Source organism: Streptomyces jumonjinensis (genome assembly GCF_009600885.1).
GTDB lineage: Bacteria > Actinomycetota > Actinomycetes > Streptomycetales > Streptomycetaceae > Streptomyces > Streptomyces jumonjinensis.
Genome location: NZ_VCLA01000133.1, coordinates 75,143 through 89,615, shown reverse-complemented (window position 1 = coordinate 89,615; position 14,473 = coordinate 75,143). Strand labels below are relative to the sequence as shown.

13 protein-coding genes are annotated in these 14,473 nt (G+C 73.5%); 8 read left to right on the top strand and 5 right to left on the bottom strand.

Going from position 1 to position 14,473, the window contains the following annotated elements:
- Together FF041_RS15980 and FF041_RS15975 are read right to left on the bottom strand one after the other, a co-directional pair.
- A partial coding sequence (locus tag FF041_RS15980; RefSeq protein WP_194292049.1) for a TerD family protein occupies positions 1 to 347 on the bottom strand: 347 nt, incomplete at its 3' end.
- Between the two features lie 211 nt (positions 348 to 558).
- Complete coding sequence (locus tag FF041_RS15975; RefSeq protein WP_153523427.1) at positions 559 to 1,383, bottom strand: NAD-dependent epimerase/dehydratase family protein; 825 nt, start codon at positions 1,381 to 1,383, stop codon at positions 559 to 561.
- A 241-nt stretch (positions 1,384 to 1,624) separates the two neighbouring features.
- Here FF041_RS15975 and FF041_RS15970 point away from each other — a divergent pair, with 241 nt between their 5' ends.
- The 5 genes from FF041_RS15970 (at position 1,625) to araD (ending at position 7,347) form a co-directional block, all read left to right on the top strand.
- Positions 1,625 to 2,569, top strand: a complete 945-nt coding sequence (locus FF041_RS15970) for a 5-dehydro-4-deoxyglucarate dehydratase (protein ID WP_323391922.1) — start codon at positions 1,625 to 1,627, stop codon at positions 2,567 to 2,569.
- Positions 2,566 to 3,729, top strand: a complete 1,164-nt coding sequence (locus FF041_RS15965) for a hypothetical protein (protein WP_323391921.1) — start codon at positions 2,566 to 2,568, stop codon at positions 3,727 to 3,729. The genes FF041_RS15970 and FF041_RS15965 overlap by 4 nt, the downstream gene beginning before the upstream one ends.
- Before the next feature lie 159 nt (positions 3,730 to 3,888).
- A complete protein-coding gene (locus tag FF041_RS15960) occupies positions 3,889 to 4,563 on the top strand; it encodes a GntR family transcriptional regulator (protein ID WP_153523425.1) in 675 nt (224 codons plus the stop codon).
- A gap of 136 nt (positions 4,564 to 4,699) precedes the next feature.
- On the top strand, positions 4,700 to 5,599 hold the full coding sequence (locus tag FF041_RS15955; protein ID WP_153523424.1) for a dihydrodipicolinate synthase family protein: 900 nt from the start codon (positions 4,700 to 4,702) through the stop codon (positions 5,597 to 5,599).
- Positions 5,596 to 7,347, top strand: coding sequence for an L-arabinonate dehydratase (araD, locus tag FF041_RS15950; RefSeq protein WP_153523423.1), 1,752 nt, complete (start codon positions 5,596 to 5,598; stop codon positions 7,345 to 7,347). The genes FF041_RS15955 and araD overlap by 4 nt, the downstream gene beginning before the upstream one ends.
- Before the next feature lie 86 nt (positions 7,348 to 7,433).
- On the opposite strand, the gene FF041_RS15945 is transcribed toward araD, so the two are convergent.
- The gene (locus FF041_RS15945) at positions 7,434 to 8,894 is read right to left on the bottom strand and encodes a peptidoglycan D,D-transpeptidase FtsI family protein (protein WP_153523422.1); all 1,461 of its coding nucleotides are present in this window, start codon (positions 8,892 to 8,894) and stop codon (positions 7,434 to 7,436) included.
- 133 nt (positions 8,895 to 9,027) lie between these two features.
- Positions 9,028 to 9,858, bottom strand: a complete 831-nt coding sequence (locus FF041_RS15940; protein WP_153523421.1) for an NAD(P)H-binding protein — start codon at positions 9,856 to 9,858, stop codon at positions 9,028 to 9,030.
- Between the two features lie 73 nt (positions 9,859 to 9,931).
- Here FF041_RS15940 and FF041_RS15935 point away from each other — a divergent pair, with 73 nt between their 5' ends.
- Complete coding sequence (locus FF041_RS15935; RefSeq protein WP_323391920.1) at positions 9,932 to 11,023, top strand: AraC family transcriptional regulator; 1,092 nt, start codon at positions 9,932 to 9,934, stop codon at positions 11,021 to 11,023.
- 13 nt (positions 11,024 to 11,036) lie between these two features.
- Here the strand turns inward: FF041_RS15935 and FF041_RS15930 are convergent, their stop codons facing one another.
- Entirely contained in the window at positions 11,037 to 11,807 is a 771-nt protein-coding gene (locus FF041_RS15930; protein WP_153480056.1) for an IclR family transcriptional regulator, read from the bottom strand.
- A gap of 141 nt (positions 11,808 to 11,948) precedes the next feature.
- On the opposite strand from FF041_RS15930, the gene FF041_RS15925 reads away from it, so the two are divergent.
- Positions 11,949 to 13,487 carry an aldehyde dehydrogenase (NADP(+)) gene (locus FF041_RS15925; protein WP_323391919.1) on the top strand — a complete coding sequence of 513 codons (1,539 nt, stop codon included), beginning with the start codon at positions 11,949 to 11,951 and terminating at the stop codon, positions 13,485 to 13,487.
- Between the two features lie 224 nt (positions 13,488 to 13,711).
- Entirely contained in the window at positions 13,712 to 14,446 is a 735-nt protein-coding gene (locus FF041_RS15920; protein WP_153523419.1) for a DsbA family oxidoreductase, read from the top strand.
- Positions 14,447 to 14,473: the final 27 nt, after the last annotated feature.

The window sequence follows — 14,473 nt, the reverse complement described above, 5'->3', positions numbered from 1 at the left end:
GCGAGCACGCCGCCGCTCTCCGCGTCACGGACGGTGGCGGTGGGCTCGATGCCCTGGAAGGTCTGCCCCGCGGCGTCCGGACTCGCCGTGACGACGATCTTCTCGATGCCGGGCGGGACGGCGGAGGTGTCCACCACGATCGCGTCCGGGGCCGCGCCGCCGCCGGAGCGGTAGGCGACGCCCGGGCCGGCCGGCTGGTTGTAGAAGATGAAGTCGTCGTCGGAGCGCACCTTGCCGTCGGCGGTGAGCAGCAGGCCCGATACGTCGAGCCGCACGGGGGCGGCGACGTCCACCGCGATACGGGCGGCGGAGAGAGGGATGTTCGAGCCTGGGGTCATAGCTGTCATGCCGGGATAACGAGCGAGGGCGCTTTACCGTTCCCTTACCGGTTTCTCCCGGTCCGGAGAACCGTCGTTCGGCCGTATCCGCGAACCCGCCCGGTGGCCGTGGCGGCGGTCGGTCCGAAGCGCCTGGCGCTCGGCCCGAAGCCCTCGGCGGTCCGTCCTCAGCCCCCGGACCGGGCGGCCGGGGAGGCCCGTCGCCGGCCGCCTGGGCCACTCAGTGGGGCCACATCGGCGGACGGGTGACGAAGTGGCCGCCCAGACAGGCGTGGTCCGGATCGTCCGGGTCGAGCTCGCCCTGCTCGGCGATGAGCCCCGGGGCGTACTGCTCCGAGTCGTCCCGCGGCTCGTAGCCGAGCGCCCGCGCGCTGCTCAGATCCCACCACAGCCGGGTGTTGGCGGACGATCCGTAGACCACGGTGTGGCCCACGTCCTCGGCGGTCAGCGCGGCGTGGAAGAGCCGCGCGCCGTCGCCGGGGCTCATCCACACCGACAGCATCCGCACCGTCGAGGGCTCCATGAAGCAGGAGCCGATGCGCACCGAGACGGTCTCCGTCCCGTGCTGGTCCCAGTAGAGCTGGGCGAGGTCCTCGCCGAAGCACTTGGACAGCCCGTAGTAGGTGTCGGGGCGGCGCGGCGTGTCGACGGGGATCAGCTCGCCCGGTCCGAAGGGCGGCTCGCCCCGGGGCCGGGGGGTGAAGCCGACGGCGTGATTGCTGGAGGCGAAGACGATCCGCCGCACCCCCTCCTCGCGCGCCGCCTCGTAGAGGTTGTACGTCCCCTCGATGTTTGAACGGAGGATCTTCGCGAAGGGGGCTTCCAGCGAGATGCCCGCCAGATGGATGATCGCGTCGACGCCCCGGACCGCCTCGCGCAGCGCCCCGGTGTCGGCGAGTTCGGCGGTGATCGCCGTGGGCTCGCCCTCGATGGGCCTGGCGTCGAACAGCCGGAGTTCATAGCCGTACGCGGGCAGCAGCCCCCGCATCAGCGTGCCGAGTCCGCCTGCTGCGCCGGTGAGCAGGACGGTGCGGGGAGCGGGCATGGACGAGTCTCCTCGGATAAAGCAGATCTGTGGATGACATTCACATGCATGGACAAGCTAGGGAGGTGGTCCGGGCACCGTCAAGTGTGGCCCGGAGCAGCCCGCTCCACCTCTGAGTCGCGGTTTTCCGTCTTGACCGGCGCGGTCCCGCTGCCCTAGCGTGACGGCGTTCAGGGATATGGACATCGATCAGGATGATGCACGGGTCGGGGGTGGCCCGGGCACGGCTCAGGGAGCGCCCGTGACCACAGTCCCGCTCGCCGCCCGGCTCACCCGGGTTCAGGGACCGCTGTTCTTCCCCGTCACCGCCTACGGCCCGGACGGCTCCATCGATCTCGACGCCTGCCGGGCCCATGTCGAGAGCGGGGTGGACGCGGGCGCCGCCGCCGTCTTCGTCTGCTGCGGCACCGGAGAGTTCCACGCGCTGACCCCGGACGAGTACGGCCGGTGCGTCGCCACCGCGGTCGCCGCCGCCGACGGCGAGGTCCCGGTGATCGCCGGGGTCGGCTACGGCACCGCGCTCGCCGCCCGGTACGCGCGTACGGCGGAGGCGGCGGGCGCCGACGGGCTGCTCGCCCTGCCGCCGTATCTCGTCCTCGCCGACCAGGCCGGACTGCTGCGCCACTACGCCGCGCTCGCCGCGTCGACCTGTCTCGAACTCATCGTCTACCAGCGCGACAACGCCCTCTTCACCCCGCCGACCGTGGCCGAACTCGCCCGCACGGACGGGATCATCGGCCTCAAGGACGGCCACGGCGATCTCGATCTGATGCAGCGGATCGTCACCGCCGTCCGCCGGGACGCCCCCGGGCAGGACTTCCTCTACTTCAACGGGCTGCCCACCGCAGAGCTCACCGGCCCCGCCTACCGGGGCGTCGGGATCACCCTCTACTCCTCCGCCGCCTTCGCCTTCGTGCCCGATATCGCCCTGGCCTTCCACCGCGCGCTGGCCACCGGCGACGACAAGACCGCGGCCCGGCTGCTCGACGGGTTCTTCGCCCCGCTGGCCGCGCTGCGCGACCTGGGCCGCGGCTACGCCGTCTCCCTGGTCAAAGCGGGCGTACGGCTGGAAGGGCTCGACGTCGGCGGGGTACGGCCGCCGCTGAGCGAACCGGACCCCGCGCATGTCGACGCCCTCGCCGAGCTGATCGGGCAGGGGCGGGCGCTGCTGGCGGAGCTCGCGTGAACTCCTCCGCCTTCCTCTACCCATGGGACGTCATCGACGACCCGGACGCCGCCGCCCGGGTCGCGGACCTCGGCGTCCGGCAGGTCACCCTGGCCGCCGCGTACCACTCCACCCGCGCGCTGACCCCGCGCCATCCACGGCACCGGATCGTCACCGCGGCCCACGCGGCCGTGCTCTACGAGCCGGACGAGCAGCGGTGGGCCGGACGGGAGCTGCGGCCGTACCCCGCCGGGGAGTGGGCGCCGGGCGACGCCTTCGGCCGGGCCGCGAGCGCGCTCGCGGACGCGGGCCTCGACGTCCACAGCTGGGTGGTGCTGGCCCATAACTCCCGGCTGGGCGCGGAGCATCCCGGAATCCGGGTGGTCAACGCCTATGGCGACCCCTACCCCTGGGCGCCCTGCATCGCCCAGCCCGGCGTCCGCGCCTTTCTCACCGCTCTCGCGGCGGAGGCGGCCGTCCGGCCCGGGGCGCACGGCGCCGAACTGGAGTCCTGCGGCTGGTACGGCCTGGCGCATCTGCACGCTCACGACAAGATCGCGGGGGTGGCGCTCGGGGACGCGGCCCAGTATCTGATGTCGCTGTGCTTCTGCGCCGTCTGCCGGGAGGGGTACGGACGGCAGGGGCTGGAACCCCGGCGGCTGGCGGCGGCGGTGCGCACGGCGCTGGAGCCGGTGTGGGCGGGGCGGACGGCTCCGGAGACGGGCATCGAGAAGCTGCTGGGCGCGGAGCTCACCGCGGCGACCCTGGACGTCAGGACCCGGGTCGCGCGCACCCTCCAGGAGGAGGTCGTCGCGGCGGTGCGGGCGGCGGCCCCGCCGGGCTTCCAGGTGCTGCTGCACGCCGATCCGGCGGCGTACCGCTGCGGCGCCGACACCGGCGTGGACCCGGCGCACATCCTCTCCGTCGCGGACGGGGTGGTGGTGCCCTGCACCGGGGGCGCACACCGGCTGAAGCCGTTCGCGGACCGGGCCGCCGAGGGCGCGGTGCTGGCGGCGAACCTCTCCGTGGTCAGCGGGCTCGGCGGCCGTCCCGGGACGCTGGCGGAGGACGCCCGGCGGGCGGCGGAGCTGGGCGCGAACGAACTGCGGCTGTACCACGCGGGCCTGGCCTCGGACGCGGATCTGCGCGCGGTCCGGCACGCGCTGTCCCGGCTGGGGTGAAGCCGCCCCGACCGGCGCGCGCCTGCGCGGGCCCGGCTTCCGGGTGCGCGTCCCCGCGCGGGCCCGGCCGGGGGCCCCGGGCGCAGGCGGCCTTGACGGGGCCCACGGCCCCGCCTAGCGTCATATGCCGTATCTCATATACGAGATGAGGGCGCGCTGATGACCTTCGCCCCGGCCCCCGTCCCCTCCCGCACCCAGTACGTGCTCGAAGCGATCCGGCACGCCGTGCTCACCGGGCGGCTGCGCCCCGGGCAGGCCCTGGTGGAGGTCGAGCTCGCCGCGTGGTTCGGGGTGTCCAAGACGCCCGTACGGGAGGCGCTCAAGACCCTCGCGGGCAGCGGACTCGTCGTGCTCAGCCAGTACAAGGGCGTCACCGTGCGCACCGTCGACACCGCCATGGCGCACGAGGTCTACGACGTACGGCTGCTGCTCGAACCCGAGGCGCTGCGCCGCACCGTCGTACGGTCGGCCTCCTCGGCCCCGGCGCGGGCGGTCCTGGAGAGCGCGGGCGAGGCGCTCGCACGGGCCGAGCAGGCCGCGGGGCCGGCCGAGCGCTCCCTCGCCAACCGCGAGTTCCATCGCGCGCTCTACTCCTCCTGCGGCAATCCGCTGCTGGTGCGCACCCTGGACGAGCTGCGCGACCAGGCCGCGCTGGTCTCCGCCGTCGCCTGGGCGGCCGACCCGTCCTGGCGGCAGGAGGCGGCCGAGCACCGGGAGACCCTCCGGCTCGCGCTCGACGGCGCGGCCGAGGCCGCCGCCCGCGCCCTGCGCCGGCACATCGCCGGTTTCGTACACCGCGCCTTTCCCACGCCGACCCCGGGGGACAGCGCATGACCGATCCCCCGCCGACCGCGGAGGACGGCGCATGACCGATCCCGTGCCGATCCAGGAGGACGGCGCATGACCGATCCCGTGCCGATCCAGGAGGACGGCGCATGACCGATCCCCCGCCGATCCAGGAGGACAGCGCATGACCGACGCACTCCGCGCCGCGCTCGCCGATGTCGTGGCGATCCCCGTGACCCCGTTCGCCGAGGACGGCGCCGTCGACGAGAAGGCCCAGCGCGCCCTGCTGCGGCTGCTGATCGACAACGGTGTCACCACCCTCACCCCGGGCGGCAACACCGGCGAGTACTACACCCTCACCCCCGAGGAGCGGATGCGGGCGGTCGAGGTGACCGTCGAGGAGGCGGCGGGCCGGGCCGTCGTCGTCGCCGGGGTCGGCCAGGAGATCCCGTCCGCCGTCACCGCGGCCCGGCACGCCGCCGCCGTCGGCGCCCGGCTGGTGATGGTCCATCAGCCGGTCCACCCCTATGTCTCCCAGGGCGGCTGGATCGACTACCACCGCGCCGTCGCCGACGCCGTGCCGGAGCTGGGCGTCGTCCCGTACATCCGCGATCCCCGGCTCACCGGTGACGCGCTCGCCGAGCTGGGCGGGCGCTGCCCCAACGTCGTCGGGGTGAAGTACGCCGTCCCGGACGCCGCCGTCTTCGCCGCCTTCGCGCACGACGCGGGGCTCGACCGCTTCGTCTGGGTCGCGGGACTCGCCGAGCTGTACGCGCCCGCCTACTGGGCCTGCGGCGCGACCGGCTTCACCTCCGGGCTGGTCAACGTCGCTCCGGCGCTCTCCCTCGCCCTGCGCGACGCGCTGCGCGAAGGCCGGTACGAGGACGCCATGCGCCGCTGGGAACAGATCAGGCCGTTCGAGGAACTGCGCGCCCGGGACCACTCCGCGAACAACGTCAGCGTGGTGAAGGAGGCGCTGGCCTCGCTCGGACTCTGCCGCCGGGACGTCCGCCCGCCCAGCCGGACCCTGCCCGAGGACCAGCGCGCCCGGGTCGCCGCCCTGGTACGGGGCTGGGGCGTATGACCGACCCGGCGGGCACGGCGGCGGACGGGCTGCCCGGGGTGGCCCGGCTCCGCAGCCACCAGTGGTTCGGCGGCGGGGGACTGCGCGCCTTCAGCCATCGCGCCCGCACCCGGCAGCTCGGCTATCTCCCCGAGGAGCACCTCGGCAAGCCGGTGATCGCGGTGCTGAACACCTGGTCCGACGTCAACCCCTGCCATATCCATCTGAGGGAGAGGGCGCAGGCCGTCAAACGCGGGGTCTGGCAGGCCGGCGGCTTCCCCCTGGAGTTCCCGGTCGCCACCCTCTCCGAGACCTTCCAGAAGCCGACCCCGATGCTCTACCGCAATCTGCTGGCGATGGAGACCGAGGAACTGCTGCGCTCCTATCCGGTCGACGGCGCGGTCCTGATGGGCGGCTGCGACAAGTCCACCCCCGCCCTGCTGATGGGGGCCGCCAGCGCCGGTCTGCCCGCCGTCTTCGTACCGGCGGGCCCGATGCTGCCGGGCCACTGGCGGCGCGGAGTCCTCGGCTCCGGCACCGATATGTGGAAGTACTGGGACGAGCGGAGGGCCGGGCTGATCGGCGACGCCGAGCTGGCCGAGCTGGAGAACGGCCTCGCCCGCTCGCCCGGCACCTGTATGACCATGGGCACCGCCGCCACCCTGACCGCCGCCGCCGAGACCCTCGGCGTCACCGTCCCCGGGGCCTCCTCCATCCCCGCCGTGGACTCCGGCCACGCACGGATGGCCGCCGCCTCCGGACGGCTGAGCGTCGATCTCGTCCGCCGGGACCTGCGCCTTCCGGCGATCCTCAGCCGGGAGGCGTACGAGGACGCCGTCGCCGCCGTGCTGGCGCTCGGCGGCTCCACCAACGCCGTGATCCATCTGATCGCGATGGCCGGGCGCTCGGGGGTCCGGCTCACCCTCGACGACTTCGACCGCATCGCCCGCACGGTCCCGGTCCTCGCCGATCTGCGCCCCGGCGGTCGCTATCTGATGGAGGACTTCCACTTCGCGGGCGGGCTGCCCGGATTTCTGACCCGCATCCGGGATGTGCTCCATCTGGACCGGCCCACCGTCGCCCACCCCACCCTGCGGGAACAGCTCGCGGACGCCCTGGTCCACGATTCCGCCGTGATCCGCCCGAGGGACCGGCCGCTGGCCGCCGAGGGCGGAGTCGCGGTGCTGCGCGGCAACCTCTGCCCGGACGGCGCGGTCATCAAGCACATCGCCGCCGAGCCCCGGCTGCTGAGGCACACCGGGCCCGCCGTGGTCTTCCCCGACTACCGCACCATGCAGCGCACCATCGACGACCCCTCGCTCGGCATCACCCCGGACCATGTCCTGGTGCTCCAGAACGCGGGCCCCCGGGGCGGCCCCGGGATGCCCGAGTACGGGATGCTGCCGCTCCCCCGTCATCTGCTGGAGCAGGGCGTACGGGACATGGTCCGGATCTCCGACGCGCGGATGAGCGGCACCAGCTACGGGGCGTGCGTCCTGCACATCGCGCCCGAGTCCTATATCGGCGGGCCGCTGGCACTGGTCCGCAGCGGGGACCCGATCACCCTCGACGTGGCGGCGCGCACCCTGCGCCTGGAGATCCCGGACGCGGAGCTGGCCCGCCGCCGGGCGGCCTGGACCCCGCCGCCCGAGCGGTACGAGCGCGGATACGGGGCGCTGTACAACGAGCAGATCACCCAGGCCGACACCGGCTGCGACTTCGCCTTCCTGGCGCGCGGCGGCGACACCCCGGACCCCTACGCCGGCTGATCCGCGCGCCGGGCGGGCCCGCCCATGCAGGCTGGTCCGCGCCCGGCGGGCTCACTTACGCCGGCTGGCCCGCGCGCCCGGCGGGCTCACTTCAGCGCGGCGGCCATCATCCGCTGCGCCACGGGCGCGGCCAGACCGTTGCCGCTGACCTCGGAACGCGGACCGCCCGCGTCCTCGATCAGCACCGCGACGGCGACCGTCTCGCCGCTCTCCGCGTCCTCGGCGTACGAGGTGAACCAGGCGTACGGCGTCTTGCTGTTGTTCTCGCCGTGCTGGGCCGTGCCCGTCTTGCCGCCGACCTCCGCGCCGGGGACCTGGGCATTGGACCCCGTGCCGCCGTCCTCGACCACGGTCACCATCGCGCTGCGCAACTGCTCGGCGGTCCGGGAGGAGACGATCCGCTTCGACGAGCCGTCGCCGGGGGATTCGAGGGTCTCACCGGCGGAGTCCACGACCTCGGAGACCATGTGCGGGGACTCCATCACCCCGTCGTTGGCTATCGCGGCCGAGACCATCGCCATCTGGAGGGGGGTGGCGGTCACCTCGAACTGACCGATGCCCGTCAGCGCCGTCTGCGCGTCGTCCATCCCGGTCGGATAGACGCTGGCGTACGCCCGGACCGGCACGTCCAGCTCCTCGTCGTTGAACCCGAAGCGCTCCGCCGTCGCCCGTACCGTGTCCTGCCCCAGATCGGCGGCGAGCTCGGCGAAGACGTTGTTGCAGGAGTACCGCAGGGCGGTGCGGATGGAGGCGTTCTCACAGGGGGCACTGGGGATGTCGTTGGGGAGCGCCCGGGTGGTGCCGGGCAGGACGTACGGATAGGGGCTGTCGGTCTTCTCGTCCACCGAGTCATAGCGCCCCTCTTCCAGCGCCGCCGCCGCGACCACCAGCTTGAAGGTCGAGCCGGGCGGCAGCGGCTGCCGCAGCGCCCGGTTGACCAGCGGTTTGTCCGGGTCGTCGAGCAGCTTCTGCCAGGTGGCGGCGGCATCGGGGTCGGAGAGCGCGGCGATGGCGGTCGGATCGTACGACGGGGTGCTCACCATGCCGAGGATCGCGCCGGTCTCCGGGTCGATGGCGACGGCCGCGCCCTTGGTGTCGCCGAGGGCCCGATAGCCCGCCTCCTGCACCGCGGGGTCGATGGTGGTCAGCACATCGCCGGGCTCCTGCTGTCTGCCGGTGATCGCCTCGGCGGGGTTCTTCAGTCTGCTGTCGGTGCCGTCCAGCACCTCGCTGTAGATGCCCTCCAGCTGGGTGGCGCCGTACAGCTGTGAGCTGTAGCCGGTCACGGCCGCGTACATCGCGCCATCGGTGTAGGTGCGCTGATACGCGAGATCGCCGCCGTCGGTCGGCGCCGAGCCGGTGACGGGGGACCCGGCCACGACGATGTCGCCCAGCGGCTGAGCGTACTGGGCGATCTTCGTACGGTGGTTTCTGTCGTTCTCCGCGAGCGCCTTCGCCTGGAACGCCTGGAGCCAGGTGGCCCGCATCAGCAGGGCGAGCACCAGCAGCAGACTGAAGACGGCGGTGTGCCTGATTGTCTTGTTCATCCCACCGGGAAACGGACGGAGCTCCGGTGCCGGTTCCTGAACTGTCCGGATTCTCAGGTTTCTCAGGGATTCCTCATGGGAGGACCCGCTCCGCCGTCCTGGCGGAGGCGGCTCCTTCTCCCAGGCCGTGCCGTCAGACGTTCCACACCCCGGTGGCGGCCGTCTCCCTGACGTACTCCTCGAACGGACGGGGCGCGCGGCCGAGGCACTCCTGGACGCCCGTGCTGAGGTAGTCGTCCTCGCCGCGGCCGATGCCGTCCATGAAGGCGGCGATGGCCTCGGCGTCCGCGGCCGAGTACCCCGCGCCGACCAGATCGGCGGCGTACGCGACCGGGTCGCGGTGGCGGTGGACGAGCTCGCGGCCGGTGGCCTCGCCGATCAGGGCCAGGGCCTCGGCGAAGGTGAGCGCCCGGGGGCCGGAGAGCTCGTAGACCTTCCCCGCGTGGCCCTCTCCGGTGAGCGCGGCGACCGCCGCGTCGGCGATGTCGTCCGCGTCGATGAACGGCTCCCGGCCGTCCCCGGCGGGGGTGGCCAGGGTGCCGCCCCGGACCTCCGCCAGGAAGAAGTCCGGCGCGTCGAAGTCCTGCGAGAACCAGCACGGCCGGAGCATGGTCCACTCCAGGCCCGACGCGCGGACGGCGGACTCCGTGTCCGGTACGCCGCCGTCGGCGTCGATGCCCCGCACCGACAGCTGGACGATCCGCTGGACCCCGGCGGCCTTCGCCCGGTCCACGAAGGCGGCGCGCTCGGGCAGGCCGAGCGTCTCGGTGGGGACGAAGTAGACGGCCTGGACGCCGGCCAGGGCGGGGTCCCAGGTGGCGGGGTCGGCCCAGTCGAAGCGGACGGCGCCGGGACCGGCGGCGGTACGGGAGGCGGAGCGGACGGTGTGGCCGAGGGCCTGGAGGCGGGGGGCGACACGGCTGCCGGTCTTGCCGGTGGAACCGAGTACGAGCATCTCTGTCATGGCTTCAGTCAACCGGGGCCCGCTCGTACGGCCCATGGTTGAAACGGCCGATTACCTGTGTGATCGTGCCACTGTGGATCTCCTCGATGATTATCTCGCCGGTGTCCGCGCCCATGGCGCGGTGTTCTGCAACGCGGTCAGCACCCCGCCCTGGGGGCTGCGGTTCACCGAGCCGGCGCCCCTCGCCCTCGGCGCGATGCTGCGCGGCGACGCCTGGCTGGTACCGGACGAGGGCGCGGCGGTCCCGCTGCGGCAGGGCGATGTGGCCCTCATCAGGACCCGGCTGCCCTATACGGTCGCGGACCGGCCGGAGAGCGCTCCGCGGGTTCTGGTGGACGGGGCGGACCGCTGTGTGCTCACCGGCGACCCGGCGGACTCCGGGCGCAACTGGCGGGTGACCGGACGCACCGTGGGCGACGGCGGCCCTGGCGCGGGGTCCGCTTCGGGCGCGGGTTCCGGTTCCGCTTCCGGTTCCGCTTCAGGCGGGGCCGAGGACGGCTTGGCTTCCGGGGCCTCGGCCTCTGGTTCCGGCGGGCCCGGCGGCGGCTCCGGCGGCGGGTCGGATCTGCTGATCACCGCCGGCTACCGGGTCGGCGGCGAGCTGTGCGCGCCGCTGCTGGACGCGCTGCCCGCCATCGCCGTGGTGCGGCCCGAACCGGGTCTCGCCTCGCTCCTCGATCTGATCGCCGCCGAGGTCGAGCACGACGAGCCGGGCCAGCAGGTCGTACTCGACCGCTTTCTGGACCTGCTGCTCGTCCGGGTCCTGCGCTCATGGTTCGCCCGCTCCGACACCACCCCGCCCACCGGATACCGCGCCCTCGCCGACCCGGACATCGGGCATGTGCTGCGGCGGCTCCACGAGGACCCGGCCCGGCCGTGGACGGTCGCGTCCCTCGCGGACGAGGCGGGCATGTCCCGCACCGTGTTCGCCCGCCGCTTCTCGGCGCTGGTCGGCAAGCCGCCGCTGACCTATCTCACCGACTGGCGGATGACCCTGGCCGCCGACCGGCTGCGCGCACCGGGCGCGACGATCACAGCGGTGGCCCGAGGGGTGGGGTACGCGGACGGCTTCGCCTTCAGCGCGGCCTTCAAACGGGTACGCGGCATCAGCCCGTCCGCCCACCGCGCGAGCGGCCGGGAACTCCCCGCCACCCGCGCCCTCTAGAGAGATCGTCGGGTCACAGCCGCCGGGTGGCCAGCGTCAGCCGGTCCCGCGCGTCGAACAGCGCGTCCTTGATCATCTGCTCATGGCCCGGGGTGAGCCGCGCCACCGGCACCGAGCAGCTGATCGCGTCCCGGGCCGGGGTCCGGTACGGAATCGCGATGCCGAAGCAGCGCAGCCCCAGCGTGTTCTCCTCGCGGTCCACCGCATAGCCCTGCTCCCGGATGGAGTGCAGCTCCCCGATGAGCTTCTCGCGGTCCGTGACGGTGTGCTCGGTCAGCGAGGAGAGCGTGGGCGGCAGCATGGCGCGCACCTGCTCGTCGCTGTAGGTGGCCAGCAGCGCCTTGCCCAGCGAGGTGGAGTGCGCGGGCAGTCTGCGCCCCACCCGGGTGAAGGGCCGCAGATAGTGCTGCGACTGACGGGTGGCCAGATAGACCACATTGACGCCGTCGAGCCGGGCGAGGTGAATGGTCTCGGTGGTGTCGTCGGAGAGCCGGTCCAGGGTGGGGCGGGCCGCCGCCACCACCTCGTCGCCGTCGATGTAGGAGGTGCCGACCAACAGGGCGCGCACCCCGATGCCGTACCGCGTGCCGGTCGCGTCGGTCTCCACCCAGCCCAGCTCGACCAGGGTGCGCAGCAGCATGTACAGGCTGGACTTGGGGTAGCCGACGGCCTCCTGGACGGCGGCGAGCGAATGCATGCCGGGGCGTCCCGCGAAGTACTCCAGCAACTCCACCGTCCGCACCGCCGACTTGACCTGTGTTCCACCGGAATCGGTCGTAGACATTGCTCTTCGCCCCTTCTTGACCGTGCGGAACGCGCGGAAATACAGTCCTCATACCGTTCACCATTGAGAACGTTGTTCACAATACCGAACAAGTGCTGGTGAGTGGCCATAAGGCGCAGAAATTCCGGGAAGGAAGCAGCGGTGACAGCAGCACCAGTCTGGAGCGTCGACCCCCGAACCGGGAACCCGCGGGAGCGGGTCGCCGCCGAGTCCACATCCGCCGACGTCGACCGCTCCGTCCGCGCCGCGACCGCCGCCCGCGCCCCGCTGGCCGACCGGAACCGGCGGGCCAGGCTGCTGCGCACCGCCGCGGATCTGCTGGACGCCTCCTACGCCCGGATCGTGGAGACCGCGGACGCCGAGACCGCGCTCGGACCCGCCCGGCTCGACGGGGAACTCGCCCGCACCACCGCCCAGTTGCGGTCCTTCGCCGATGTCGTCGACGACGGCTCCTTTCTGGACATCCGCATCGACCACGCCGACCCCGGGCGGATCCCGCCCTGGCCGGATCTGCGCCGCTACCGGATCCCGCTCGGCGTGGTCGCCGTCTACGCCGCGAGCAATTTCCCGCTCGCCTTCTCCGTCCCCGGCGGCGACACCGCGAGCGCCCTCGCCGCCGGCTGCCCGGTCGTCGTCAAGGCGCACCCCGCCCACCCGGCGACCTCCGAACTCTGCGCCGCGCTGCTGCGCCGGGCCGCCCGGGAGTCGGAGCTCCCCGAGGACGTGATCACCCTCGTCCACGGCTTCGACGCGGGCGTCGAGCTGGTGCGTCACCCGCTCGTCGCCGCCGTCGGCTTCACCGGTTCCGTACGCGGCGGCCGGGCCCTGTACGACGCCGCCGCAGCCCGGCCCGTGCCGATCCCCTTCCACGGCGAGCTCGGCTCCCTCAACCCCGTCGTGGTCACCGAAGCCGCCGCCGCCGAGCGCGCCGAGGAGCTCGGGACCGGACTCGCCGCCTCCATGACCCTGGGCGCGGGACAGTTCTGCACCAAGCCCGGCCTGGTCCTGGTCCCGGCGGGCGCGGCGGGCGACCGGCTGCTCACCGCCCTGACGGACGCCGTCGCCCGTACCGGGCCCGGAGTGCTGCTCGACCACCGGATGCGCACCGCCTTCCTCGAAGGAGTACGGGAACGGGCCGCGCTGCCATCCGTGCGGACCCCCGTCACCCCCGGCCCCGGCGGCGAGCACACCGTCAGCGCCGGATTCCTCTCCGTACCGGCAGCGTCGCTGACCGCCCCCGGGCCGCACGATCTGCTGCTCGAAGAGTGCTTCGGACCGGTCACCGTCGTCGTCCGCCACACCTCCCACGACGAGATCACCGAGGTGCTCGGGCGGCTGCCCGGCAATCTCACCGCGACCCTCCAGCTCTCCACCGCCGAAGCCGCGGGCGAGGGCCGGGGCGGCGAGCTGCTCGCCCGGCTCACCCCGCTCGCGGGCCGGGTGCTGGTCGGCGGCTGGCCGACCGGCGTCGCCGTCGCCCCCGCCCAGCACCACGGCGGTCCCTATCCGGCCACCACCTCCACCGCCACCTCCGTGGGCGCCACCGCCGTCGAGCGCTGGCTGCGCCCGGTGACGTACCAGACGACGCCCGGCGCACTGCTCCCGCCCGAGCTGCGCGAGGACAATCCGCTGGGGCTGCCGCGCCGGGTGGACGGGCGCCTCGAAGGGCCGCCGAGCTGACGGGGTGAACGACTCGGCCGGACTGCCGGACTGCCGGGCTGCCGGGCTGCCGGGCTGCCGGACCGTGCGACCGCTCACGCCTGTGCGACGGCGCACGCCTGTGCGACGGCTCACGCGGACCCTGGGGGCCCGCTGGAATCCACCGGGCCCCTCGGACGTTGTGCGAGGGACGGGCGGTGCTGCCCGCCCGGTAGAAACCCCCCGCACGACCTGGAGAGAACAGCATGCGCGTCGAGATCTGGAGCGATATCGCCTGTCCCTGGTGCTATATCGGGAAGGCCCGCTTCGAAAAGGGACTCGCGGACTTCGCCCACCGCGACCAGGTCGAGGTGGTGCACCGCTCCTTCGAGCTCGACCCGGGCCGCGCCCGGGGCGATGTCGGCTCCGTCGTGGACATGCTGGCGCTGAAGTACGGGCGCACCCGCGAGGAGGCGCTCGCGATGGAGGAGCATGTGGCCGGGAACGCGCACGCCGAGGGTCTCGGCTACCTCACCGGGGACCGCGATCACGGCAGCACCTTCGACATCCACCGGCTGCTCCATCTGGCCAGGGCCCGGGGCCGGCAGAACGAGCTGCTGGATCTGGCCTACCGGGCGAACTTCGCCGAGGAGCGCTCCGTCTACGACCCCGGGACGCTGGCCGCGATCGCCGTCGAGGCCGGGCTGGACGAGGCCGAGGCGCGCGCCGTCCTCGCGGACGGGGCGGCGTACGCCGACGAGGTGCGCGCCGATGAGCGCGAGGCCGCCGAGCTGGGGGCGACCGGGGTGCCGTTCTTCGTCTTCGACCGGCGGTACGGGCTGTCCGGAGGGCAGCCCGCCGAGCTGTTCACCCAGGCGCTGGAGCAGGCATGGCGGGACCGGGAGCCCGTCCCCGCCGCCCCTGCCACCCCTGCCGTCCCCGCCGGAGCGGACGCCCCCGGCTGCGACACCGACGGCTCCTGCGAGGTCCCCCGGAACTGAGGCGCCGCCGGGCCGCCGGAAGCCGGG